Raw genomic sequence first — 24728 nt, 5'->3', positions numbered from 1 at the left:
GACTGACGGCTCAAGGGGTCTGATCCTTCATGAACAGCTTTGAATTCAACAAGATTGCGGGAGCAGTGCTGGGAACGGCCCTGGTCGTGTTCGGCCTGAACGAACTCGCAGGAATCATCTACCACACGGAGACGCCGGAGAAGCCCGGTTTCGCCGTCGAGGTGGCGGAAGCGGAAACGCCGGCGGGCGGGGAAGCGGCGGAAACGCCGGCCGTGTCGCTCGGCACGCTGCTCGCCTCGGCCGACGCGGCGAAGGGCCAGGCGGTGTTCAAGGCCTGCGCCGCCTGCCACGACGCAGCCAAGGGCGGCCCCAACAAGGTGGGACCGAACCTGTGGGGCATCGTCGGCCGGAACCACGCAGCCGCGCAGGGCTTCGCCTATTCCGAGGCCATGGCCGCCAAATCGGCCGAACCCTGGACCTACGAGGCGCTGAACGAATTCATCCACGCGCCGAAGCAGGCGATCCCCGGCACCAAGATGGCCTATGGCGGCCTGAAGAAGGATGCCGACCGGGCCAATCTGCTGGCCTATCTGGGCACGCTCTCGGATAGTCCGGTGCCCTTCCCTGCCCCGTAAACGCCGCAAAGCTCACGAAGATTTAACACCGGCAAGCCGCTTGCCGGTGTTTTCTTTTGTCCGCGGGGTTGCTTTACTCGAACCAGCCGCCGCGCTTGGAGTTCTTTAAGCCTCATGACCATGAACCGCCGCACCCTGCTCAAGCTCGCGGGCCTCGCGCCCGCCGCGAAGATCGTCGGCGTGCAAGTCGCCGAAGCGCAGGACCGCGAATTCCGCCACGCCCTGACACTGTTCAACGACGTGAAGTATCCACCGGACTTCAAGCATTTCGATTATGTGAACCCCAATGCGCCGAAGGGCGGGCGGGTGCGCTTCGGCCTCGTCGGCTCCTTCGACAATCTCAATCCTTACACCTTCAAGGGCGAGGCCGGCAGCGCGGTGGTGAACGACGCGCTGCTCGTCTCCGCCCTCGACGAGCCCTCGACCGAATACGGCCTCGTCGCGAGCGGCGTCTGGCATCCCGAGGACCGTTCTCTGGTCGTCTACCGGCTGCGGCCCGAGGCCCGCTTCCATGACGGCAAGCCGATGACGCCGGAGGACGTGATCTGGAGCATGCTTTCGCTCCGCGAGGCGAGCCCCTTCTACAATTTCTACTACAAGAACATCACGAAGGTGGAGCAGACGGGCGATCACGAGGTGACCTTCACCTTCGCCCAGAAGGGCAACCGCGAGCTGCCGCTGATCACCGGCCAGATGCCCGTACTGCCCAGGCACTGGTGGACGGGCAAGGACGAGAAGGGCCGCCAGCGCGACATCAAGGAGACGAGCCTGGAGGTGCCTCTGGGCTCCGGCGCCTATGTCGCCGCCGAGGTGAAGCCCGGCACCTCGATCCGCCTGAAGCGCGTTGCCGACTACTGGGCGAAGGATCTGCCGGTGAACGTGGGCCAGGATAACTTCGACGAAATCGAGTATATCTATTTCCGGGATGCGAACGTGGCCTTCGAGGCCTTTAAGGGCGACCAGTATGACTGGCGCACCGAGTCCTCCTCCAAGATGTGGGCTACGGGCTATGATTTCCCTGCCATCCGCTCCGGCAGGGTGGTGAAGGAGGAGATCAGGCTGCGCCAGGTGGAGGGCATGCAGTCCTGGGCCCTGAACATTCGCCGCCCCAAGTTCCAGGACGTGCGGGTGCGCCAGGCGCTCAACTATGCCTTCGACTTCGAATGGGCGAACCAGAACCTGTTCTACGGGCAATACGTCCGTTCACGGAGCTATTTCAACAATTCCGAGATGGAGGCCAAGGGCCTGCCCTCGCCCCAGGAGCTTGCCCTGCTCGAGCCGCTCAAGGCGCAGCTGCCGCCCGAGGTCTTCACCGCGGAATACCGGAACCCCGTGAACGACACGCCGCAGAACCGGCGCAAGAACCTGCGCCAGGCCGCGAAGCTCCTCAACGATGCCGGCTGGACGGTGACGCAGGATGGCGGCCGCTCCATTCTCAAGAATGCCACGGGCGAACAGCTCACCATCGAGTTCCTGCTCGACTCGCCGCTCTTCGAGCGCATCGCGCTCCCCTACAAGCAGCAGCTCGAACTCCTCGGAATCGGCGTGGGGGTGAAGACGGTGGACAGCGCGCAATATGAGCGGCGCATCCAGACATTCGACTACGACGTGGTGGTGGGCAACTGGGGCCAGTCGCTCTCGCCCGGCAACGAGCAGCGCGATTTCTGGGGGAGCGAGGCGGCCAGCCGGAACGGCAGCCGCAACCTCGTCGGCATCGCCAACCCCGCGATCGACTCGCTGATCGAGACCCTGATCTACGCACCCGACCGCGACAGCCTCGTCACCGCCTGCAAGGCCCTCGACAGGGCCCTGACCTGGAACCACTACGTGGTGCCGATGTGGTACATCGACTATGAGCGCACCGCCCGCTGGGACCGTTTCGGGCGGCCCGAGAAGCTGCCCGACCTCTCGACCGGCTTTCCCTCCGTCTGGTGGTGGGACGAGGAGAAGGCGAAGAAGGTGGCCGCGAAGTGAGGCGGATTGCCGCCGCCTTCCTGGCGCTGGCGCTCGGTGCGCCGCTGGCTCCGGCCGCACCGAGCCACGGCATCTCCGCATTCGGGGATCTCAAGTACCCGGCGAACTTCCGGCACTTCGACTACGTCAACCCGGATGCGCCCAAGGGCGGCAGGATCGCGCTGATCGGCCCCGTGCCGGTCGACACCTTCGACAGCTTCAACGGCTACATCCTGCGCGGCGATGCCGTGCAGGGTTATGAACTGATGTTCGACAGCCTCATGGCCACGGCGACCGACGAGCCGGATTCGCTCTATGGCCTGGTTGCCGAAACGGCCGACATTGCAGAAGACCGCAAGAGCATCACCTTCGCCTTGCGCCAGGAAGCGAAATTCGCCGACGGCACGCCGCTCACCGCGGAAGACGTGTGCGACAGCTTCCGGCTGCTCTCCACCGAAGGTCATGAGAGGATCCGCATCACCATCCGGGACGTCGAGGCCTGCGAGGTCATCTCGCCTCATGCGCTGCGCTACCGCTTCAAGGGCGAACGCACGCGCGACCTGCCGCTCACCGTTGCGGCGCTGCCGATCTTCTCCAAGGCCTATTATGAAAAGGTCGACTTCTCGAAATCGACGCTCGAGCCGCCGCTGGGCTCCGGGCCCTATACGGTCAAGTCCTTCCGGCCGGGCGAATACGTCACCTATGGCCGCCGCGAGGATTACTGGGCGAGGGACCTTCCGGTGAACCGCGGCCGCTACAATTTCGACGAGGTGCGCTTCGACTATTTCCGCGACCGCACCGCGGGCTTCGAGGCGCTGAAGGCCGGCACGATCGACCTTCGCGAGGAATACACCTCGCGCGACTGGGCCACGGCCTATGACTTTCCCGCGCTGAAGGACGGCCGCGTCCTGCAGCAGGTTCTTCCTGACGAGACGCCCTCGGGCGCCCAGGGCTTCTTCTTCAACCTGAGGCGCGAGAAGTTCCAGGACATCCGCGTGAGGAAGGCGCTGAACCTCGCGTTCGATTTCGAATGGACCAACAAGAACCTGTTCTTCGGCCTTTATGAGCGCACTGCAAGTTTCTTCGAGATGTCGCCGCTCAAGGCCGAGGGTCTGCCCAAGGCCGAGGAACTCGCGCTTCTCGAGCCGTTCCGCGGAAGTCTTCGTCCGGAGGTCTTCGGCGAGGTGGCGCAGCCGCCCGTTTCCGATGGGTCCGGACAGGACAGGAAACTCCTGCGCGAGGCCTCGAAGCTCCTCGACGAGGCAGGCTGGGCGGCGGACGGCACGCTGAGGCGCAACGCCCGGGGCGAGACACTCGACGTCGAATTCCTGATCGACAGCCCGGTGTTCGAGCGGATCCTGGGCCCCTATGTGAAGAACCTCCGCCTGCTCGGCGTCAACGCCACGATCCGCACCGTGGACGAGGCGCAGTACCAGGACCGCCAGGAGAACTACGATTACGACGTGATCTCCAGCCGCTTCATGGCAGGGCTCACCCCCGGCGACGGTCTGCGCATCTTCTTCGGCTCGGACTCCGCCAGGAAACCCGGCACCTACAACATGTCGGGCGTCGCCTCACCCGAGATCGATGCGCTGATCGACAGGCTGGTCGAGGCGAAGTCGCGGGAAGAGCTTTATGTCGCCGGCCGCGCGCTCGATCGGGTGCTCAGGGCCGAGCAGTTCTGGGTGCCGAACTGGCACAAGGGCAGCCACTGGATTGCCCACTGGGACAAGTTCGGGAGGCCCGCGGTAAAGCCCAAATACGACCGTGGCATCCTCGATACCTGGTGGTATGACGAGGCCAAGGCCAAGCGAATCGCCACAGGAAACTGATCCCGCTCCATGGGCGCCTACATCCTGAAACGCATCCTGCTGATGATCCCGACGCTGCTGGGCATCATGCTGATGACCTTCGCGGTGATCCAGTTCGTGCCGGGTGGGCCCGTAGAGCAGGTCATCGCCAAGATGCAGGGAACGGACTCGGATTCGACCGGCCGCATCAGCGGCAATACTGGGAACGAGGCGGGCGGCTCCCAGCAGGCTCCGGGGTCCGCCGGCGACGGCACCGCCTTCAAGTATCGCGGCGCTCAGGGGCTCGACCCCGAATTCATCAAGGACCTCGAGCGGCAGTTCGGCTTCGACAAGCCGGCGCATGAGCGCTTCCTGCTGATGATGGCGAATTACCTCACCTTCGATTTCGGCGAGAGCTACTTCCGCGACCGCTCCGTCGTCAGCCTCATCGCCGAGAAGCTGCCCGTCTCGATCTCGCTCGGCATCTGGCTGACGCTTATCCAGTATCTCGTCTCGATCCCGCTGGGCATCAGAAAGGCGGTGAAGGACGGCTCGACCTTCGACGTCTGGACCTCGGGCGTCATCATCATCGGCTATGCCATCCCGAGCTTCATCTTCGCCATCATGCTGATCGTGCTCTTCGCGGGGGGAAGCTATTTCAGCTGGTTTCCGCTCAGGGGCCTCACCTCGGACAATTTCGAGCAGCTGAGCCTCTGGGGCAAGCTCGCCGACTATGCATGGCACCTGGCGCTGCCGCTCTTCGCCATGGCGATCGGCAGCTTCGCCACCATGACCATGCTGACGAAGAACTCCTTCCTGGACGAGATCCGCAAGCAATACGTGATGACGGCACGCGCCAAGGGCCTGAGCGAATCGCGGGTGCTCTATGGCCACGTCTTCCGCAATGCCATGCTGCTGGTCATCGCGGGCTTTCCCGGCGCCTTCATCGGCGCCTTCTTCGCCAGCTCACTCCTGATCGAAACGATCTTCTCGCTCGACGGGCTCGGCTATCTCTTCTTCAAGGCCACGCTCGACCGCGATTACCCGATCGTCTTCGCCAGCCTCTACATCTTCACGCTGATGGGGCTGGTGGTGCAGCTCGTCTCCGACCTCACCTACACCTGGATCGATCCGCGGATCGACTTCGAGAAGCGGGACGTCTAGGCCATGGCGCGCCCCGGCCTCTCGCCCCTCAACAAGCGCCGCTGGCAGCTCTTCCGCCAGAACAGGCGCGGTTTCTGGTCCTTCTGGATCTTCGCCGTCCTCTTCCTCGCCTCGGTCTTCGCGCCCTTCATCGCAAACGACCGGCCGATCCTCGTTTCCTACAAGGGCGAGACGCTCTACCCTGTCTTCATCGATTATCCGGAGTCGAAGTTCGGCGGCTTCCTGGCGCGCACCGACTATCGCGACCCCGTGAACCAGGAAGAAATCGAAGCGAATGGCTGGATGATATGGCCGCCGATCCGCTATTCCTACAACACGGTGAACAACGAGCTGCCGCTGCCCGCGCCTTCGCCTCCGGCCTTCAATCTCACGCGCGAGCAGGCCTGCGCCAAGTACCCTCAGGGCGCGGAGGACCCGAATTGCGTGTTCGGCAACCTCAACTGGCTCGGCACCGACGACCAGGGCCGTGACGTGGTGGCCCGCCTCATCTACGGCTTCCGAATCTCGGTGGCCTTCGGCCTCATCCTCACCATCGTGTCCTCGATCATCGGCATGGCGGCGGGGGCGGTTCAGGGCTATTTCGGCGGCTGGACGGACCTCATCTTCCAGCGCTTCATCGAGATCTGGACCTCGATGCCCGGCCTCTACCTGCTGATCATTCTCGCCGCCTTCATCACGCCCACTTTCTGGATCCTGCTCTTCATCCAGATCCTGTTCTCATGGACCTCGATCGTCGGGCTGGTGCGCGCCGAGTTCCTGCGCGCGCGCAACTTCGAATATGTGCGCGCCGCCCGCGCCCTCGGCCTCTCCGACGGGAAGATCATGTTCAAGCATCTCCTGCCCAACGCCGTGGTTTCGACCATCACCTTCATGCCCTTCATCCTTGCTGGTTCGGTGACGGTGCTGACCTCGCTCGACTTCTTGGGATTCGGGCTGCCGCCGGGATCGCCCTCCCTCGGCGAGCTGATCGCCCAGGGCAAGAACAATCTCCAGGCGCCGTGGCTGGGGCTCACCGGCTTCTTCATCGTCTCGGTCATGCTGTCGCTCCTCGTCTTCATCGGCGAGGCGGTGCGCGACGCGCTCGATCCCCGGAAGACCTTCGCATGACGGAGCAGCTCCTCGAGGTGAAGGATCTCTCCGTCGCCTTCTCGCAGGGTGGGCGGACCACCCTCGCCGTCGACAAGGTCTCCTTCTCCATCGCGCGCGGCGAGACGCTGGCGCTGGTGGGTGAATCCGGCTCGGGAAAATCCGTCTCCGCCCTATCGATCCTGAAGCTCTTGCCCTATCCCGCGGCTTCGCACCCGTCGGGCTCCATCACCTTCAAGGGCCGGGAACTTCTCGACGCCGACGAGCGCGACCTGATGCAAGTGCGCGGCAACGACATCACCATGATCTTCCAGGAGCCGATGACGTCGCTCAACCCGCTCCACACGGTCGAGCGGCAGATCGGCGAAATCCTCGAGCTCCACCAGAACGTCAAGGGCGAAAAGGCACGCGCCCGCATCGTGGAACTGCTCGGCAAGGTGGGGATCAGGGATCCCGAATCGCGGCTTCTCGACTATCCGCACCAGCTCTCGGGTGGCCAGCGCCAGCGCGTGATGATCGCCATGGCGCTCGCGAACAACCCGGACCTGCTGATCGCCGACGAGCCGACCACCGCGCTGGACGTGACGGTGCAGGCGCAAATCCTGAAACTGCTCAAGGAGCTGCAGGCCGAGTTCGGCATGGCCATGCTGCTCATCACCCACGATCTCGGCATCGTTCGGCACATGGCGGACAAGGTCGTCGTCATGCAGCGCGGCAAGGCGGTCGAGACCGGCGATGCCAAGGCCGTCTTCGCCGATCCGCAGCACCCTTACACCAAGCTGCTGCTCACCGCCGAGCCCAAGGGGGCGCCGCCGCCCAGCGATGCCTCCGCTCCCGCCGTGATCGAGACGAAGAACCTCAAGGTGTGGTTTCCCATCAAGCGCGGCTTTTTCCGCAGGACGGTGGGCCACATCAAGGCCGTCGACGGCGTCGATGCGACGGTGCGGCGGGGCCAGACGCTGGGGATCGTCGGCGAGTCCGGCTCGGGCAAGACCACGCTGGGTCTCGCCCTCCTGCGCCTCATCCGCTCGGAGGGGCCAATCGTCTACATGGGACAGCGCATCGACGGCTACAACAATGCCATGATGCGCCCCTTGCGCAAGGACATGCAGATCGTCTTCCAGGATCCCTTCGGCTCGCTGTCCCCGCGCCTGTCGATCCAGCAGATCGTCGAGGAGGGATTGACAGTCCAGGGGCGCGATCACGGCTATGAGGAAAGGCGGGAGATCGTGGCCAAGGCGCTCACCGAGGTGGGCCTCGATCCCGCGACCATGGACCGCTATCCGCATGAATTCTCCGGCGGGCAGCGTCAGCGCATCGCGATCGCCCGGGCGCTGGCGCTCGAGCCGAAGTTCATCATGCTGGACGAGCCCACCTCTGCCCTCGACATGTCGGTTCAGGCCCAGATCGTGGACCTGCTGCGCGACCTCCAGCGGAGGCACGATCTCGCGTATCTCTTCATCAGCCACGACCTGAGGGTGGTGCGCGCGCTCGCCAACGAGGTGATCGTGATGCGCAACGGCGTGACGGTGGAGAGCGGCCCCACGGCGGAGGTTTTCTCCGATCCCAGGACCGACTATACAAAGGCCCTGATCGCTGCGGCCTTGAACCTCAAGACCGCGCCCGAAGGTGTGGTGAACGAATAGATGGCTTTTCTCTTCATTCTGCCGACATGGCCCATCGATGTCTGGACCGCCGCCATGCGGAAGGTTGCACCCGATCTCGACGTCCGCGTCTGGCCGGACAGGATGGGCAATGTCGAGGACATTGAATACTGCGCCGCCTGGCTTCCCCCGCCCGGCGTGGTGAAAAGCCTGCCTAACCTCAAGTGCATCATGTCGCTGGGCGCGGGCGTCGACGCGATCCTGAAGGATCCGACCCTGCCGCGGGACATTCCGATCGTGCGGGTGAACGACCCCGATCTGACGGGCCGCATGACGGAATACATCGTGTTGCACGTGTTGATGCACCACCGCCAGCAGCGCCGCCTGGACGAGAACCAGAGAAAGAAGGTCTGGGATTCCTTCCCTACCCATGCGGCAAAGGACCTGAGCGTCGGCATCATGGGCATGGGCGTGATGGGAACGGACTCCGCCCTGAAGCTGCGCGATATCGGTTTTCGCGTTGCAGGCTGGAGCCGCAGCCGCAAGACCATTCCGGGTATCGAAAGCTTCGCGGGAGAGGAGGAGTTCGATGCCTTCCTGGCGAGGACCGACGTTCTCGTGTCCCTGCTTCCCGCCACGCCGGACACGGACGGCATCATCAATCGGGAAACGATCCGCAAACTGTCCCGGAAAGGTCCCTTCGGGGCGCCGATCGTGATCAATGCGGGCCGTGGCCGCCAGCAGGTGGCGGAAGATATGCTCGCTGCGCTCGATGCCGGTGAGTTGCACGCCGCGACGCTCGACGTTTTCGTGCCAGAGCCGCTGCCGGAGGACAGCCCCTTCTGGACGCATCCGAAGGTGACCCTGACCCCGCATTGCGCCGCAGACAGTGACCCCGAGACGATCTGCTCCTATGTGGCCAACAACATTCGCCGCCACCGGCGGGGCGAGGCTCTCGAAAACCTCGTGGATCGGGCGCGGGGGTATTGAACAATACTCCCGGCGCATTCCCTCGTAAGCCGGGATGACCGCTAGAGAGCGACCCTCTTGATGCTCGTGATCTCACCGTGGCGCGCCGCAATCCGGTCCACCGCCTGGCGCAGCGGTTCGGCCACCACCATCATGTGATGTCCGTTGGCGTGGAGAAGCGTTTCAGCATCCGTCATGATGCCGACATGGCCATTCCAGAACACGAGGTCGCCGCGCGCAAGTTCTCCGAGGGCGTTGGCTGGCAGTTCCTCGCCGAGAGCTCGTTCCTGCATGTCGCTATCACGTGGTGCGGCGATGCCACTAGCCTCGAATGCGAGTTGCACGAGGCCCGAACAATCGAGCCCCTGCACGGACTTGCCGCCCCAGTAATACGGAACGTGGCGGAACAACTCGGCCACGGCGACGAAATCGGCCTCGACCGTCTCGACCGGCCTCAGATGTGCCGAAAACACGAAGCGGTCATTGTCGAGCCTGGAGAACTGCCCCTCTTCCGCAATGACGGCAACCTGCGCGTTGAGGGTGATCGCCACCGCGGGCTGCGTCTTGAGGCCGGCCTCCGGATACATGTAGGTCGAGGGAACGGCGACGCGGTGCGTTGCGGCGCGCCTGTTCGGGGAAAGCGCGTTGGCGTTCACGTATCCCACATAGCCATCGCGGGCGAGCTGCACGAAGGCCCAGCCTTCCTGCTCGTCGAACAGCTTCACCTCTTCTCCCAGCATAGCCTGGGTGAGCTGCATCGCATCGAAGCGCGGCGCCTTGCGGAGGGAGAGGACGGGCTCGATCACCTCCACCAGGCGGGGGGACACGTAGCGCTCCGCCTCCACGCGCCCTTGGAGCGCGATGTCCGCAAGGTCGGGCCGGTAGGCATGAAGGCGCGGGTCCAGCTTCGTCATGTTTGCTCACTAGAGCTTTTGCGAGAGCTTGCCAATCGTGTCGGCAAGGCGCTCGAGGTAGAGAGCACCCTTCACCGTGCGCTGGATGAGGACGTTGCGGCGGTCCTTCTCGTCACGCCGCCGGCTCACCAGCTCGAGCTTTCCCATGGTGTCGAGCGCCCGTGTGATCACCGGCTTCGACACGCCCAGCTTGCGCGCCAGGTCCCGCACCGTGTGCGGCGGCGCCTCGAGATAGATGGTGAGCAGGATGGACATCTGCCTTACCGAAAGGTCCGGCTCGTCATCGCGCACCATGGCGAGAGCGACGTCGTGCCAGAGTGTCAGGGCCTGGGCGGTCGTCAACACATGGGACATACGGGGCTTCCTGCGCAACCTCGATGGTTGTTTCGGGTCCGTTTCAGTGTGGCGGCAATCGGCCCTGCTGGCAAGAAGCTACGCGTAGCGATCCTTGATCACGGTGAACAGCGCCCGCATCGCCTGCGCCTCGCCACCTTTCGGCCGGCCAGGGCGGGGCGTCGGCGTCCAGGCGAACACGTCAAAATGGACATGCGCTCTTGCCTTCTCCACGAAACGGCGGAGGAACAGCGCCGCCGTGATCGACCCGGCAAAGCCAGAGTCCCCCGCATTGTTGAGATCGGCCACGGCAGATTCGAAAAGGCGCATGTATGGCTGCCACAGAGGCAACCGCCACACCGGATCGTTCTCGGCCATGCCGGCGGCGGCGATCGCTCCCGCCAATTCCTCGTCGTCGGTGTAGTAGGGGGGCAGGTCCGGGCCGAGGGCCACGCGTGCCGCGCCGGTGAGCGTCGCCAAGTCGATCAGCAAGTCGGGCGCTTCCTCATCCGCCAGCGCCAGTGCATCGGCCAGGATGAGGCGGCCTTCGGCGTCGGTGTTGCCGATCTCCACCGTGATGCCCTTCCTGCTGCGGAGCACGTCGCCCGGCCGGAAAGCATTTCCCGCGATTGCGTTCTCGACGGCGGGGATCAGCACGCGGAGCCGCACCGGGAGCTTCGCCTCCATGACCATGCTCGCAAGCCCCAGCACGTTGGCCGCTCCACCCATGTCCTTCTTCATCAGCGCCATGCCGGTGGCTGGCTTGATGTCGAGTCCGCCCGTGTCGAAGCAGACGCCTTTTCCCACCAGCGTGACCTTCGGCGCGCGTGGTGCGCCCCAGGTGAAGTCGATCAGGCGGGGGGCGCTGGCGCTGGCCCTGCCCACCGCGTGTATCATCGGAAAGCCCTTTTCCAGCGCCTTTCCTGCCGTGACGGAGATCTTGGCCTTGTGAGACTGCGCGAGGCGCCGCGCCGCCGCCTCAAGGTCGTCCGGCCCCATGTCCGAGGCGGGCGTGTTGACGAGATCGCGCACGAGATAGCTTGCTCGCGCAGCCCTCAGAACGGCCTCACGGTCCACGTCCGGCGGGCAGGCGAACTTCGCGGCCGCGTTCGCCGTCTTGCCGTAGCGCTCGAAGTTATAAGCCTCGAGGCACCAGCCCAGCGTCACGAGATCAGCACGAGGCGGCGAAATCTCAAACGCATAGGTCCCCTGTGGCAGGCTCCGGCATAGCTTTGCCCAAGCGAAGGGATCACCGTCGGCGGGGGCACCGACAATCACCTGCTTGAGCGATCCATTGGATCCCGGCACGGCAAGAAAGCGCCCGGCCTGACCCTCGAAGCCATTTGCCTCGGCCCAGGCGCGCGCCGCCGCATCAAGGCGCCGGCGCGTCCTGTCCCACCCCCCTTTCGCAACAGCGAGGATGGAAATTGCCTTCCGGGAGGAGGGTAGGATCAGGTCTTCCGGGCTCGCCATCGTGAACTCCAATGTTTCTTCCCCCCTTACAGCCAAGGCTTTCTATGGTTAATCAATTATTGACGAGTCGGCCGCAAAGTCCCCGCTGATCGGACTGGAGTTTGCTATGTCGGCACGCGGCACCTACCTCACCTTCGTTTCAGCCCTCGCGGCGGCGACACTTCTCACCGGCTGCAACAGTTCGGGACCGAGCCTCGATCCGGCAGCAAGCCTGAAGACCGCATCGACCGCGCCCCTCTCTTACGAGGCCGTGGCCGAACTCGGCAAGAAGTGGCAGGCCAAACCGGCAGACGTCAATAGAGGTCTCGCATACGCCAACGGGCTCGAATCGATCGGCCAGTCCAATCAGCAACTCGAGGTCTATGCCAAGCTCGTGCAGCTCAATCCGGAAAACGGGAAGCTGGCCGGGCTCTACGGCCGCAAGCTCGTGGCCGCGGGGCGCAATCCCGAGGCCATCCCGGTGCTCGACCGCGCCATCGCCGCCGGCGGCGCGGACTGGCGCGTGCACTCCGCGCTGGGTTCAGCCTATGACCAGCAGGGCCTCTACTCGAAGGCACGGGCCGAATACGAGAAGGCGCTCGCTGCCGATCCGCAGAACCTGATTGTCATGAACAATCTCGGAATGTCTTACGCGCTCGAGGGAAACCTGAAGCAGGCGGAAGCCACGCTCCGGCAGGCGGACGCCCTGCCCCGATCCGGATCCGAGCCGCGGATACGCCAGAACCTTGCCCTGGTGGTGGGCCTCCAGGGCCGATTCGACGAGGCGAGCGCGCTGGCGCGCGAAAACCTGCCGCAAGAACAGGTGGAAGAGAACATGGCCTATCTCAGGAAAATGCTCTCGCAGCCCAACACCTGGCAGCAGATCAGCGAAGGCGAGACCCAGGGCTAGAGGACGGGCCCCCTCGCCTACTTCAATCCGAGCACGCCGATCATCGCCGGACCAAGGATCACGATGAAAATCACCGGCAGGAAGAACAGCACCATCGGCACGGTGAGCTTCGGGGGCAGCGCGGCCGCCTTCTTTTCGGCTTCCGACATGCGCGTATCGCGGTTCTCCTGCGCCAACACCCGCAGCGCGGTGCCGAGCGGCGTGCCGTAGCGCTCGGACTGGATGAGGCTGGTAACGACGGACTTCACCGTTGGCAGCCCCGTGCGCTTGCCGAGGTTCTCATAGGCCTTGCGGCGGTCCTGCAGGTAGGAGAGTTCGGCCACCGTCAGCGTCAGCTCCTCTGCAAGAGGCACCGACGCGGAGCCGATCTCGCGCGCGACGCGCTGCATGGCCGGTTCGATGGACATGCCGGATTCGACGCAGATGAGCATGAGATCGAGCGCGTCAGACCAAGCCTTCTTGATCGAGTCCTGCCGCCGGTTGACGAGATTCTGGAGAAGGATGGCCGGCAGATAGTAACCAACCACCAGTCCGCCGCCAGTTGCCGCCAGCCGCATCGGCGGGGTCAGCTTGTCGGCATAGATGGTCGAGGAATAGACGAAGGCGAGGAGCGCCAGCACCAGCGGAACTGCGACCCGCGCCGCGAGGAAGCTGACGAGATGGTGCTCGTTGCGAAGGCCTGCCTGCCGCAGAAGGTCACGCGAGGCTTCGGCTTCGAACAGCGTCCTGAGGTTCAGCGTGTCCACGATCTGCTGGCTAAGACTTGCCTGCTTCTTCTCGCGCAGCCTCACCTCGTTGTTGCCCATCAGCTGAGCCCGCTGGGCCGCCCGGAGCTTGTCGCGCTCGAGGCTGACGGCCTTCATCCGCGCCCTGAGGGGGTCGGTCTGCATCAGTGGCGAGGCTACCGTGAGGACGGTGGCGAAAGCTGCAACGCCGATGAGCAGCGTTATCAGGGTCTCGACCTGGAAAAGGCTGGTGATGAGCTCCATGACGCTGCCTCAGATCTGGAAGTTGATCATCTTGCGCATGACCAGAACGCCCGTGAGCATCCAGACAGCCGAGCCGACCAGCATGATGTTGCCAATGTTCGTGTTGAACAGCGGATCGAGATAGGAAGGATTGGTCATCGTTACGATCCCGCCGATGAGGAACGGCAAGGCGCCGATGATGGCGGCAGAGGATTTCGCCTCCTGCGAGACGGCCTTGATCTTGCCCTTCATCTTCTTACGGTCGCGCAGCACCTTCGAGAGATTGTTCAGGGACTCGGACAAGTTCCCGCCGGTCTTGGACTGGATGCTCATGACGATCGCGAGGAAGTTGACTTCCGCCAGCGGAACACGCTCGTACATGCGCTCGATGCCCTGCTCCAGCGTGATGCCGACGCGCTGGCCCTCCACCACTTCCTTGAATTCCGGCCCCACCGGCGGCCCCGTTTCAGCCGCGATGATCTTCATGGCGTCGGAGACGGGAAGACCCGCCTTGAGGCCGCGCACGATGACGTCGATGGCGTCGGCAAAGTCATTGAGGAAGACCGCCTGCCGCCGGGCCCGCAGCACGCCGAGGACCCAGCGGGGAAAGCCGAAGGTCCCGACGAGCCCGGCCAGTGCCGCGGCATACCAGGGCATGCCCGTGATCAACGTTACGGCGCCGAAGACAGCGCCGCTGACGATCGAGAACAGCCAGAACATCCTCACGGTGATCTCGAGGCCCGACTGCGTGATCAGCGAGCGCAGCGTGGCCTTGGCCTTGCGCTGCTTTTCCCGCTCCTCCACCTGCTTCAGGGATTCCATCACCTGCTTGCGGCGATTTTCCTTGGCCCCATCGAGAAACCTGTTGAGAGCAGACTGCTTGTGGGACGAACCCTGCTTTCCGCCTTCGAGCCCCTTGATGCGCGCCGTGGGGCTCTTCGGCGCCATCAGTGGATAGAGCAGCGCCACGGCAACGCCGGCCACCGTCAGCCCGACGAGGGCGATGAAGGCCAGTTGCGTGATGTCGGCCCCGGGGATCATTGCAAATCAGTTCTCGTCGTTCCTGGTTTCGGCCTTCTCGAGCGCCTCGGCCAGCCTGCGCTCTTCGTTGTAGTAGCGCGCGCGGTCCCAGAAATGGGGCCTTGCGATGCCGGTCGAACGATGTCGCCCGATGATCTTCCCCTGGGCGTCTTCACCCATGATCTCGTAGACGAAGAGGTCCTGGGTGATGATCACGTCGCCTTCGATGCCCACGACCTCGGTGACGTGGGTGATCCGGCGCGAGCCGTCGCGCAGGCGGGCGGCCTGGACGATCACGTCGATCGAACCGCAGATCATTTCCTTGATGGTCTTGGAGGGAAGCGAGAAGCCGCCCATGGTGATCATGGACTCCAGACGCGAGAGCGCCTCTCGTGGGCTGTTGGCGTGAAGCGTGCCCATCGACCCGTCATGGCCGGTGTTCATCGCCTGCAGCAGATCGAAGGCTTCGGGTCCGCGGACTTCGCCCACGATGATCCGTTCCGGCCGCATACGCAGGCAGTTCTTCACGAGGTCACGCATCGTGATCTCGCCCTCGCCTTCCAGGTTCGGCGGCCGCGTTTCGAGACGCACGACGTGCGGCTGCTGCAGCTGGAGCTCGGCGGCGTCCTCGCAGGTGATCACGCGCTCGTCGTGATCGATGTAGCCGGTGAGACAGTTGAGCAATGTCGTCTTGCCCGAACCCGTGCCTCCCGAGATCAGCACGTTGCAGCGCACGCGGCCGATGATCTCGAGGATGGTGGCGCCCTCCGGCGTGATCGAGCCGAACTTGACGAGGTCCGGAAGCTTGAGCCTGTCCTTCTTGAACTTTCGAATGGTGAGCGTCGGGCCGTCGATCGCCAGCGGCGGCACGATCACGTTGACGCGCGAGCCGTCTAGGAGGCGGGCGTCGCAGATCGGGCTTGCCTCGTCCACGCGCCGGCCGACCTGGCTCACGATGCGCTGGCAGATGTTGAGCAACTGCGAGTTGTCGCGGAAGCGAACGCCCGTCTTCTGCATCTTGCCGCCGACTTCGATGAAGGTCGTGTTGGCGCCATTCACCATGATGTCGGCGATGTCGTCGCGGGCCAGCAGCGGTTCGAGCGGACCGTAACCCAGAACGTCGTTGCAGATGTCCTCGAGCAGCTCCTCCTGCTCGGCAATGGACATCACGACGTCCTTGAGCGTGATGATCTCGTTCACGATGTCGCGGATCTCGTCGCGTGCCGCATCGCGGTCGAGCTGTCCGAGCTGCGTAAGGTCGATCGCGTCGATCAGCGCGTTGAAGATCGTGCTCTTGATGTCGTAATAATTCTCCGACCTGCGGGACGCGATGGGCGCATCGGGTTTCTTCGGTGCGGAGGACGCAGGTGCGGCCGGAGCAGCCCCGCTGGGGCGGAAGCCGGGTGCGCCGGCGCTGGACGGCAGCCCGAGATCGGGAATCGTGGCGGAACCGGCGGCAAAGGCAGGCGGAGGCGTCGCAGCTGCCGTCTGGACCACGACGCCCTGTTTGGAGGCACCTTCTGAACGCTTTCCGAACATCACTTCCGACCCAGCAACGGCAATTTGGAAAGGAGACCGGAGCGCACGGGCTTCTTCGCCGGTTTGTCGGTGCCGGCGAGAAGCTCCACGAACCCGGCGATCGCCTCCACCACCTTGGACTTCGGCGCCACTTCGAACACCATCTGCCCGTTGCTCTGGGCTGTGCCGAAACTCGTGGCATCATGAGGAATGATGGCCGAGATCTCCAGACCGACGGCCTTGGAGAAGTCGGCCGCGGGAATCTCCGGCCGTTTGGGAACACCCACCTGGTTGAGGATGAGCTTGGGCGGCGGGTCGTTGGGCCGTCCCGCCTTCAGGAGGTCGGCGAGATTTCGCGCATTGCGAAGGCTGGCGAGTTCGGGTGTCGCCGTGATGATGACCTGGTCGGCGTGAAGCAGCGTGTACTTGATCCAGGGCGCCCACATGTTGGGGACGTCCACGATGATGTTGGGCACACTCGAGCGCAGCGCCGAGAGGATGGTCTCGATGGAATGAGACTCGATGTTGAAGTCGCGATCGACGCCGCCGGGACCGCTCAGCAGGCTGAGCTTGTCGCCAAGCCGGGTCAGGAGCCGCTCGAGCAGCGTGGGATCCACCCGGTCCGGCTGGCCAAGCGCATCCGCGACACCGTTGGTGACATCCTGGTTGAAGTTGAGGCCAGCGGTCCCGAAGGCGAGGTCGAGATCGGTGATCACGGTCTCGGCGTCGAGTTTCTTCGACATGAGCCAGCCGATATTGTGGGCCAGGGTGCTGGAACCCACCCCGCCCTTGGCGCCCACGAAGGCGAACACCCGCCCCAGGGGGGCAGCCTTTGGATTGTGATAGAGCGATGCAATGCTCTCGATGAGCTGGAAGGGCTGGAGCGGCGCGATGAGGTATTCGCTGACACCCTGTCGGATCAGCTCACGATAGAGCACGACGTCATTGAGGTGGCCGACGACGACGACCTTGGTGTCAGGCTGGCAGACCTCCGCCAGCGAAGCGAGTTCCGCCATGACCTGTTCGCGCGGGCTGCGGGATTCCACCACGAGCACGTTGGGCGTTGCCTGCGCCTGGAACACCTGAACGGCCGCCATGATGCCCCCGAGCTGCACCGAACAATGCGCCCGGCTCATTCTCCGGTCCGCAGCCGCCAGCTGGAAGGTCTCGGCGGTCTGCTGGCTCTCGCAGAAGGCATGAATGTTGATGCGCGGAACCGCGGCGACGAGACCCTGATCGCCCCTGGAGGAGGCTGACTGGCTCTGCGCGGTGGGAGTCATCATCTTGGCATGTCCTGCAATGAAGCGTGTCTTGTTCAGTTTGTGGGTGCCGAGCTGCCGGAGCCACCCGAGCTGCCCGAGTCGGAGCCGCTCTCTTCGGAGAAGCCCGGGTCGGAATTGGGAACCGTCCATTTTCCGGTGACATAGGTTTCCATCGCGGTCCCGCGCGCGCCTGCCAGCGCCGGCGGCATGCCACGGGGCCGTTCGAAGTCCTCCGGATTGGCCACCATGGCAGCCGTGTTATGCTGCAGGGCGCATCCGTAGTTGGAATAAGTCTCGTTATACTGGTTTCCCATGACGTTGCTGGACCAGTCTCCGCATTCCTGGGTTACTGCCACCTTGCGTGTGAAGCTGAGGGTCACGCTGGAAGATGCTCCAGCGCGGGCGGAGACATGTACCATCGAGCGCGGCACGCCATGGCTGGTGAGCACGCGAAGCGCCTCGTGTGCCGTGTTCCGCGCCTGCCTGCTGCCTTTCGGATAGGCGATGGAGATGGCGGAGGTGGCGTTGCTCCGGGCGTCGCGGGCAAAGGCCGAGACGCTATTCACCTGGTCGGGCTTCAGGCTGCCCGCCCTGCCTTGCAGCGTGAGTTTCACCGGCTTCTCGATAACCCGAATGGGGTATCGCTCCTCGGCCACCCTCGGAACATAGACATCGCTCGATGTCTCGAAGTCTTGTGAACAGCCGGCGAGACCGCCCGCCGCGAGGACGAGGAGAGCCAGCGCCGCGGATCTCGTGGAGCCCATAAGGTTCTTCCCGGGAAAGCTCATCTGAAACCCCACTTCATTCGACGATGTAGCCGATCTGGCCATGATAGATGCCGTTCGGGTGTTCGCCCGGCGGGCCGTAGATCCTGTTCAGGCGGCTCAGGAAGATCTGCTGCAGGTCGGTCGGCGGGTTGAAGCCGTCGGTGGGCGTGGCCAGCTTGCTCTCATGCGTCGGATTGACGATGTATGGCGTCACGATCACCACGAGTTCGCTCTGATCGTTCTGATAGGCACGGCTGGAGAACAGCGCGCCGAGAACCGGGATCGAGCGCAGCCCGGGCGTGGCGTCGAGGCTCTGGGCCGTCACGTCCTTGATGAGGCCTGCCAGCATCATCGAACCGCCGCTCGGGATCTCGAGCGAAGTCTGCGCATTGCGCGTATCGATCGCGGGCTGGCTGCCGGGTGTCGTGTCCCCGAGCTCGCTCACCTCAGTTCTGATGTTGAGGGCTATTCGGCCCTCGGACAGCACCGTGGGCGTGAAGTCGAGAGAGATGCCGTAGGGCTTGAACTCGACGTTGCACAGGGTCACGTTGTTTTCGGGGACTTCGCAAACGGTGTAGGGATACTCGCCGCCGGCGTGGAATCGGGCCGGAGCCCCCGAGATGGCGGTCAGGGTCGGCTCGGCGAGCACGGTCGCGAGCCCCTGGTTCTCGAGTGCGCGAATGCGCGCAGCCACCTTGACGTCCGAGCTCAGATAGCCGCCGACTGCGTCCAGAACCGTGTCGTTGCTGATCGGAACGGTGTTCGAGTTGAAGTCCAGGAAGAAGTTACCCACTGAGATCTCGGCGCCGACGTTTACGCCGAGCTCCTTCAGCACCGTGCGCTTGAGCTCCACCACGCGCACCTTGAGCATCACCTGGTCGCCCTCGGCGATCTTCAGCAGATTGAGCACCCCGACGGAGTCGTCGCCGCTGTTCGCCGCGGTGCCGCTCGTGCCGACAACGAAGCTCTTGGCGAGCTCTACCGCGAGCTTCGCCTCCTGCGCATTGGCAGCCGTGCCCTTGAGCACGACATTGGGTCCCGTGCTGTCGACCTCGATCTGGTTGCCGGGAAGCGAGCGGTCGATCAGCTTCTTGAGGCCCTTCGTATCGAGTGTCACCTCGAAATCGAGGTGCAGGATTTCCCGGCCTTCCGCATCGAAGAAGAACACGTTCGTCTGGCCTGGAGCACGCGCGAAAAGATAGGCCGTATTGCGGTTGCGCAGCACCACGTCCACCACGGCATTGTCGCCGACGACGACGTCCTTTGCGGCGGCGGGGAGCTTGATGACGGCGCTCTTCGAAAGCCCCAGCCGCAGGTAGCGGCTGTCGGCGCGGGCGCCGGAGCTCTCCACCACATCCGCGTCCGTGGCCTTGGCCGCGTGTGGCAGAAGGCTGGCGGAAGAGCCGAGCGCCATGACAGCTGCTGCAACCAGGCTTGCCTTCGCCCGCCAGGAGCGCTTGCCGATGAGATGATCCGGAGTGAGGGTGAAGGGCATCTGAAATCTCAGCGGGATGTGGTGGCGGTTTCGACGCCGTAGCGGACGATGACGGGTCCCGCATCGTCCGTCTTGGCGTTGCCGAAGGGATCGTGGAAGATGGGTTTCTCGTCGGTGAGCCCTGCATCGCCTCCTTCCGCGATCGACCTCAATGCGAGGGAAAGCTCGCCCGCCGCCTCGACCTTGGTGATGACTTCGGCCTGCTGCGGATCGAGCTCGAGCACGGCTGTCTTGCCTTCCGCCACGGTCACCTTGTCCTCCCCCTCCTGCCGGAAGGTTTGGTTGATGGCGAGCACGCGGACGTTCGAGAGCACGGTTTCGCTGCGCACGAGCTTGGCTCCCCCGAAGCCGCGTGGATCATCGAGCCGCCGGGTGAGAATCACGTCCACCCGGTCATTCGGCAGGATGAAGCCGCTCACCGCGGAACGCTCGGAAATCGCCACGGAAATGGCGCGCATGCCCTTCGGCAGGATAGCGCTCATGAATCCGCGCTCACCCGGGGTCACGAGTTTGCGCTGCATGATCGGCTCCCCGCTGTAGATCGGGAGCCTGGCCCGGGCGAGTTTCATCTCTTCTATGGCGTCGGGCAGCGCCTCCTTGGTGATCATCAGCTCGGTGACATTGCCCTTCGGCCAGTCGCGCCAGGTCATCGCGAGATCACCGAGCCGCTCTCCGATCACGAGATCCTTGGCGGCGACCAGCACCTGCACCTCTGGCTCGCCCTTGACTTCGACAATGTTGGTCGCGGGCCTCTGACCCAGCATGCCCTTGGCCAGCATGCTGGCCAGCCCTGCAGAGCCGAGAGCCAGAGCGAGTATCAGGAGCCGTGCCTTGTTCATTGTTCTGTCCTCGACGACGGCCTGCGCCGTTCACTGCCCACTTTCCGGTGTAATGGTCAAATTTGGGTTAACCGCGCTCAACCGGAGGGAATCATCATCCACCAGGTCTGCGGGAAGACGAGAATGGCGCCAACGGCGAATGCAAAGCCGTAGGGAACATTCGGTTTGATGAATGTGAGCCGCCTCAGGATGGGTGTGTCCTCGATCTCGGCGCTCAGTCCCACCATCGACCAGACGCCGACGGCCACGGCGAGAACTCCGCCCGCAATTGCCGTGCCCATCAGGAAGGGCAGCAGCGCCGGCCATCCCACCCAGAGGCCTGCTGCAGCCAGGAGCTTTGCGTCTCCGCCGCCAAACAGTCCCAGAGAGAAGAGCGCGAAACCGGCCACGAGCATCGCCGCGCCGACGGCGCTATGCAGGATGATGGTCTCCGCCGGCATGCCCGCCGCGAGCGCCATGGGAAAGAAGAGAGCTGCGATCAGCAGATTGAGCCAATTGGGAATGCGAAGCGTCAGAACATCGCCTGTGCCCGCAACGGTCATCAAGGCGGGAAACAGGAAGGCGGAAAGAAATGGGATCATGTGGAGGCCGTCTCTGGCTGGTTGGACGGCATCCTTTCGCACCGTGCTTTAGACGGAGTAAATTCCGTTGCGGTGATGACGGAATAATTTGCCGGTACCTGCAGGTCCGGAAGCGTGCCGCCAAACAAAACTCCGCCGGCCTCGAGAGCCGGCGGAGCAAGTTCCACGTCCAGCGTGGAGAGACCTTAGAACCCGTCAATCGAGCCCGAGAGGCTGTTGAAATTGGCCGTGAGGGCGTTACGCAGCGTGGGCAGCGTGGCGATGAGAACGCCGCCAATGGCCGAAGCGATGAGGCCGTACTCGATCGCGGTGGCACCCGACTCGTTCTTCAGGAAAGCGAGGAACTTCGACATGTTGTTATCTCCAATGGTCTTACAGCACTTGGCTCAAACCCAGCCTGCGCCCCGCGCGGCCTCTCTGAACCATGAGAGTGAAACTAGCGGCGGGCATTTAATGCGCAGTAAATTCGCACAACAAATACTCAAGAACTATTTCATTTCTCAAGGGGCATCAGAAACAAAGGCGATAATATACTGTCAGTCACTTGAGTGTATCGACTGTATTCTATAGTAAATACTTCCGTATGTCTCACTGGAAGCTAGAAAAACTTGGAAAACAAAAAGGTCGATTCAAGCAATGCAAGGTTGAAGCGCCGCTAGATCCAGCCGCACCGAGTTAGACTTACTATAGATTGAATGGTTCGCCAGTTTGAAAGCGGCGAGCGATGCGCTGTAAAACTGAAAAACGGCAGGGGAGGATGCCGGAAAGCCCCGCCGTTCTGCAACTTAAGGGAAGATTCACCATTCTCGAAGCAACATGCGGCGCAGGTGCTGCACCGCCCTTGGGCGGACCGAGCAAGGGAGCCTGTCTGGACATGTCTGACGCCACCAAGCTGATCCGAAACGCCCTGGGCGGCCTTTTGCTGGCCTCCGGCGTGAGCATCGCAGCTGCCGAACCACTGACACTCCAAACGGACAAGTCCCGGATCATTGAACTCGCGAGAGCACCGGGCACAGTGGTCGTCGGCAATCCGAGCATCGCCGACATTACCCTGAGCGGCAACCTGCTCTTTCTCCACGGCAAGGCCTTCGGCAACACCAACATCATCGTGCTCGACGAGCAAGGCCGCGAGATCGTGGAGTACGACGTGAATGTCACCAGCGGCGGAAGCGATTATGCCGTGGTGATGTTCAAGTCCGGCAAGCGCGAATCATACGACTGCAAGACGGATTGTCAGCCAGCGCTGCAGGCGGGTGACTCCACAGAGTATTTCGACTCGGTCGTTGGCCAGATCTCAAGGAAGTCGGGATCGGCGCAAAGCCAGCCCTCCGGCGAGACCAGCAGCGCCGCGCCGAGCGAGCAGCCTGCGGCACCCTGACCCAAAAGTTCCGTACAATTCTACTCAAACGCTTCACCGCGCGGAAACACCGTTCTGCCAGTATCTCGTTCAGCGACTCGCCCTCCCCATGGGCGGCGCTCCGGGAGAACTGGATGACGACGTCTCGCACAAGCAGGTGGATGCGCTATCGCCGGTCCGAGGAGGGTGCCGCCTCGGTGGAATTCGCAATGGTGTTCTTCCCGTTCATTTTCGTCCTGGGTTGCATCTGCGAGACGGGGGTGATGCTCTTCACCGAATACGTGATCCAGAACTCGGTGCAGGAAGCGGGCCGCCTCGTCCGGACCGGCCAGGTCACCAAGAGCGACGGCAGCCTCATCATGACCGACACGGAATTCAAGGCCAAGATCTGCGACAGCGGATCCGCGATCCCCGATTGCGTGAAGAAGCTCCGTATCTATGTCGACAACCGGTCGAACTTCAGCGACCTTTCGAGTGCTGCTCCCGATCCAATCGAAGTGGGACCGCTCGAAGCCGGGGAGACCTATGACCGGGAGTGGACCTTCAGCCCCGGCGGTGCGTCGCGTGCGGTCACCGTCATCGCCACCTATGACTGGGGTTTTGCGTTCCCCTTCATGAGCTTTCTGGGCAACATCCGGGAAGGGAAGGCCCGGCGGCTTTACGGCATCGCGACCTTTCGCAACGAGCCCTTCTGAGACCGTCCGGCATGAGAACCACCTCATCGCGCTTCAGACGTGACCAGTCCGGCATCGCCGCCATCGAGGTGGCCCTGATCCTGCCGGTACTGATGCTCCTCTATTTCGGTCTCTTCGACCTCACAGGGCTGATCACGATCAACCGCAAACTGACGTACGGGACAAGCGTCGTGGCCGATCTCGTGACCCAGAACGAGCTCGAGGTGAGCGCTGCCCGGATCGACGACTACTTCAAGGCGGCCGAAATGGCGATGAGCCCCTACGACATGGAGGACATCCGCGTGGAGGTCCACACCTACCGCATGGCCTCCGGTTCGGGCGCGGTCGAGCACGTCTGGGGCCGCATTTCGGGAACCGGCCCGAACTGCCAGAATCCTTCGACAGAGGGCATGGAAACCCTCATGACCGACGGCAACGACGTGGTGGTCGCGGTGATGTGCACCAACTATCGTCCCTTCATTGCACGCTTCCTCGGCGAGCAGATCCTGGGCGCAAGCACCTTCGTCCTGAGAGAGCAGATTTCGCTCCGGCCACGCCAGTCCAGCCGGCTGAACTGCAGCGGCTGCTGAAAAGGCATTTCCACTTTCGCCGATGATGCACTAATCCGGGGCCGGCGGAGCCTTCACCTTGGATCTCACCGTCTTTCTGGCTGTGCTCGCGGCGGCCGTCATGCACGCGGGCTGGAACGTGCTTGTCAAGCTCAAGCTCGACAGGTTCCTTTCGCTCGTCCTGATTCAAAGCATGATCGGGGTGATGGGTTTGGCCATGGTCGCGGCCTTCCCCTGGCCCGCTCCGGCGAGCATCCCCTACGCCGTCACGTCGGGCATCCTGCACCTCGGGTACAACCTCTTCCTCGTGCGCAGCTACCGGACGGGAGACCTGAGCCAGGTTTATCCGATCGCCCGCGGCGCTGCCCCACTCCTCACCCTCGCAGCCGCCTGGGCCGTGATGCAGGAGCAACCGAGCCTGCCAGGCGCGTTGGGTGTTGGATTGCTCGTGCTGGGTATCTGGTTCGTGAGCCTGCTCGGCCAGCGAGGCATCAGGCCCGACGGAATGACGCTGTTCTTCGCCCTCGGGACTTCGGTTTTCATTGCCTCCTATACCATCGTCGACGGCATGGGCGGGCGCCTTTCTGGCGAACCCGCCTCCTATGCGGGCATGGTCTTCGTCTTCGATTCGATCCTGTTCGGGCTTGTGGCGCTGGCGATGCGAGGTCCAGGCATCGCCAGGGACGTCGCACCCTACTGGAAGACCGGGCTTGCCGGTGCCCTGCTCTCCGGCGGCGCCTACTGGATCGCCATCTGGGCGATGACACACGCGCCCGTCGCCAGCGTCGCGGCGCTGCGCGAGACGAGCATTCTCGTCGTCATGCTGCTCTCCATGCGGGTGTTGAAGGAAACAGTCAGCCTCCCCCGGCTGGCTGGCGCAGCCCTGATCGTCGCTGGCGCCGCTCTGATCCGCCTCGGCTGAAGACGC

Annotated in this window: 24 protein-coding genes; 12 read left to right on the top strand and 12 right to left on the bottom strand. The window is 63.6% G+C overall.

Features of this window, described 5'->3' with window-relative positions:
• Positions 1-29 precede the first annotated feature (29 nt).
• From ACK4HL_RS08250 to ACK4HL_RS08220, 7 genes are all read left to right on the top strand, one after another.
• Positions 30-575 carry a c-type cytochrome gene (locus ACK4HL_RS08250; RefSeq protein WP_409758479.1) on the top strand — a complete coding sequence of 182 codons (546 nt, stop codon included), beginning with the start codon at positions 30-32 and terminating at the stop codon, positions 573-575.
• A gap of 114 nt (positions 576-689) precedes the next feature.
• Positions 690-2549: an extracellular solute-binding protein gene (locus ACK4HL_RS08245; RefSeq protein ID WP_409758476.1), complete on the top strand. Its 1860-nt coding sequence runs from the start codon at positions 690-692 to the stop codon at positions 2547-2549.
• On the top strand, positions 2546-4360 hold the full coding sequence (locus tag ACK4HL_RS08240; RefSeq protein WP_409758473.1) for an extracellular solute-binding protein: 1815 nt from the start codon (positions 2546-2548) through the stop codon (positions 4358-4360). The genes ACK4HL_RS08245 and ACK4HL_RS08240 overlap by 4 nt, the downstream gene beginning before the upstream one ends.
• A gap of 9 nt (positions 4361-4369) precedes the next feature.
• Positions 4370-5482 (top strand): microcin C ABC transporter permease YejB, encoded by a 1113-nt coding sequence (locus ACK4HL_RS08235; protein WP_409758471.1) that lies wholly within the window; start codon positions 4370-4372, stop codon positions 5480-5482.
• A gap of 3 nt (positions 5483-5485) precedes the next feature.
• The gene (locus tag ACK4HL_RS08230) at positions 5486-6589 is read left to right on the top strand and encodes an ABC transporter permease (RefSeq protein ID WP_409758468.1); all 1104 of its coding nucleotides are present in this window, start codon (positions 5486-5488) and stop codon (positions 6587-6589) included.
• Complete coding sequence (locus tag ACK4HL_RS08225) at positions 6586-8214, top strand: ABC transporter ATP-binding protein (RefSeq protein WP_409758465.1); 1629 nt, start codon at positions 6586-6588, stop codon at positions 8212-8214. The genes ACK4HL_RS08230 and ACK4HL_RS08225 overlap by 4 nt, the downstream gene beginning before the upstream one ends.
• On the top strand, positions 8215-9162 hold the full coding sequence (locus ACK4HL_RS08220; protein ID WP_409758462.1) for a 2-hydroxyacid dehydrogenase: 948 nt from the start codon (positions 8215-8217) through the stop codon (positions 9160-9162). It begins immediately after the preceding gene.
• 41 nt (positions 9163-9203) lie between these two features.
• Here the strand turns inward: ACK4HL_RS08220 and ACK4HL_RS08215 are convergent, their stop codons facing one another.
• The 3 genes from ACK4HL_RS08215 to ACK4HL_RS08205 all read right to left on the bottom strand — a co-directional run bounded on the left by ACK4HL_RS08215 (position 9204) and on the right by ACK4HL_RS08205 (position 11861).
• Positions 9204-10055 (bottom strand): C40 family peptidase, encoded by an 852-nt coding sequence (locus ACK4HL_RS08215; protein WP_409758459.1) that lies wholly within the window; start codon positions 10053-10055, stop codon positions 9204-9206.
• 9 nt (positions 10056-10064) lie between these two features.
• A complete protein-coding gene (locus tag ACK4HL_RS08210) occupies positions 10065-10409 on the bottom strand; it encodes a MarR family transcriptional regulator (RefSeq protein WP_409758456.1) in 345 nt (114 codons plus the stop codon).
• 78 nt (positions 10410-10487) lie between these two features.
• Positions 10488-11861, bottom strand: coding sequence for a leucyl aminopeptidase family protein (locus ACK4HL_RS08205; RefSeq protein WP_409758453.1), 1374 nt, complete (start codon positions 11859-11861; stop codon positions 10488-10490).
• Positions 11862-11967: 106 nt separating this feature from the next.
• Here ACK4HL_RS08205 and ACK4HL_RS08200 point away from each other — a divergent pair, with 106 nt between their 5' ends.
• A complete protein-coding gene (locus ACK4HL_RS08200; RefSeq protein ID WP_409758450.1) occupies positions 11968-12750 on the top strand; it encodes a tetratricopeptide repeat protein in 783 nt (260 codons plus the stop codon).
• A 17-nt stretch (positions 12751-12767) separates the two neighbouring features.
• Here the strand turns inward: ACK4HL_RS08200 and ACK4HL_RS08195 are convergent, their stop codons facing one another.
• The 9 genes from ACK4HL_RS08195 to ACK4HL_RS08155 all read right to left on the bottom strand — a co-directional run bounded on the left by ACK4HL_RS08195 (position 12768) and on the right by ACK4HL_RS08155 (position 21553).
• Entirely contained in the window at positions 12768-13739 is a 972-nt protein-coding gene (locus ACK4HL_RS08195) for a type II secretion system F family protein (RefSeq protein WP_409758447.1), read from the bottom strand.
• 9 nt (positions 13740-13748) lie between these two features.
• Positions 13749-14759, bottom strand: a complete 1011-nt coding sequence (locus tag ACK4HL_RS08190) for a type II secretion system F family protein (protein ID WP_409758444.1) — start codon at positions 14757-14759, stop codon at positions 13749-13751.
• A 6-nt stretch (positions 14760-14765) separates the two neighbouring features.
• Complete coding sequence (locus ACK4HL_RS08185; RefSeq protein WP_409758441.1) at positions 14766-16277, bottom strand: CpaF family protein; 1512 nt, start codon at positions 16275-16277, stop codon at positions 14766-14768.
• The gene (locus tag ACK4HL_RS08180) at positions 16277-17539 is read right to left on the bottom strand and encodes a CpaE family protein (RefSeq protein ID WP_409758438.1); all 1263 of its coding nucleotides are present in this window, start codon (positions 17537-17539) and stop codon (positions 16277-16279) included. The genes ACK4HL_RS08185 and ACK4HL_RS08180 overlap by 1 nt, the downstream gene beginning before the upstream one ends.
• A 32-nt stretch (positions 17540-17571) precedes the next feature.
• Positions 17572-18306, bottom strand: coding sequence for a CpaD family pilus assembly protein (locus ACK4HL_RS08175; protein WP_409758435.1), 735 nt, complete (start codon positions 18304-18306; stop codon positions 17572-17574).
• Between the two features lie 13 nt (positions 18307-18319).
• A complete protein-coding gene (locus tag ACK4HL_RS08170) occupies positions 18320-19780 on the bottom strand; it encodes a type II and III secretion system protein family protein (protein WP_409758432.1) in 1461 nt (486 codons plus the stop codon).
• Between the two features lie 8 nt (positions 19781-19788).
• Positions 19789-20619: a Flp pilus assembly protein CpaB gene (cpaB, locus tag ACK4HL_RS08165; protein WP_409758430.1), complete on the bottom strand. Its 831-nt coding sequence runs from the start codon at positions 20617-20619 to the stop codon at positions 19789-19791.
• A gap of 77 nt (positions 20620-20696) precedes the next feature.
• The gene (locus ACK4HL_RS08160) at positions 20697-21200 is read right to left on the bottom strand and encodes a prepilin peptidase (RefSeq protein WP_409758427.1); all 504 of its coding nucleotides are present in this window, start codon (positions 21198-21200) and stop codon (positions 20697-20699) included.
• Between the two features lie 185 nt (positions 21201-21385).
• Positions 21386-21553: a Flp family type IVb pilin gene (locus tag ACK4HL_RS08155; RefSeq protein ID WP_409758424.1), complete on the bottom strand. Its 168-nt coding sequence runs from the start codon at positions 21551-21553 to the stop codon at positions 21386-21388.
• A 521-nt stretch (positions 21554-22074) separates the two neighbouring features.
• Between ACK4HL_RS08155 and ACK4HL_RS08150 the strand changes: the two genes are divergently transcribed.
• The 4 genes from ACK4HL_RS08150 to ACK4HL_RS08135 all read left to right on the top strand — a co-directional run bounded on the left by ACK4HL_RS08150 (position 22075) and on the right by ACK4HL_RS08135 (position 24722).
• Positions 22075-22578: a pilus assembly protein N-terminal domain-containing protein gene (locus ACK4HL_RS08150; RefSeq protein WP_409758421.1), complete on the top strand. Its 504-nt coding sequence runs from the start codon at positions 22075-22077 to the stop codon at positions 22576-22578.
• A 113-nt stretch (positions 22579-22691) separates the two neighbouring features.
• A complete protein-coding gene (locus tag ACK4HL_RS08145; protein ID WP_409758418.1) occupies positions 22692-23252 on the top strand; it encodes a TadE/TadG family type IV pilus assembly protein in 561 nt (186 codons plus the stop codon).
• 11 nt (positions 23253-23263) lie between these two features.
• A complete protein-coding gene (locus tag ACK4HL_RS08140; protein WP_409758415.1) occupies positions 23264-23821 on the top strand; it encodes a TadE/TadG family type IV pilus assembly protein in 558 nt (185 codons plus the stop codon).
• A gap of 58 nt (positions 23822-23879) precedes the next feature.
• Positions 23880-24722 (top strand): EamA family transporter, encoded by an 843-nt coding sequence (locus ACK4HL_RS08135; RefSeq protein WP_409758412.1) that lies wholly within the window; start codon positions 23880-23882, stop codon positions 24720-24722.
• Positions 24723-24728 lie beyond the last annotated feature (6 nt).

The organism is Aestuariivirga sp. (genome assembly GCF_046294715.1).
Taxonomy (GTDB): Bacteria; Pseudomonadota; Alphaproteobacteria; order Rhizobiales; family Aestuariivirgaceae; genus Aestuariivirga.
The sequence above is the reverse complement of the archived record's forward strand: the minus strand, read 5'-3'. Positions and strand labels throughout refer to the sequence as shown.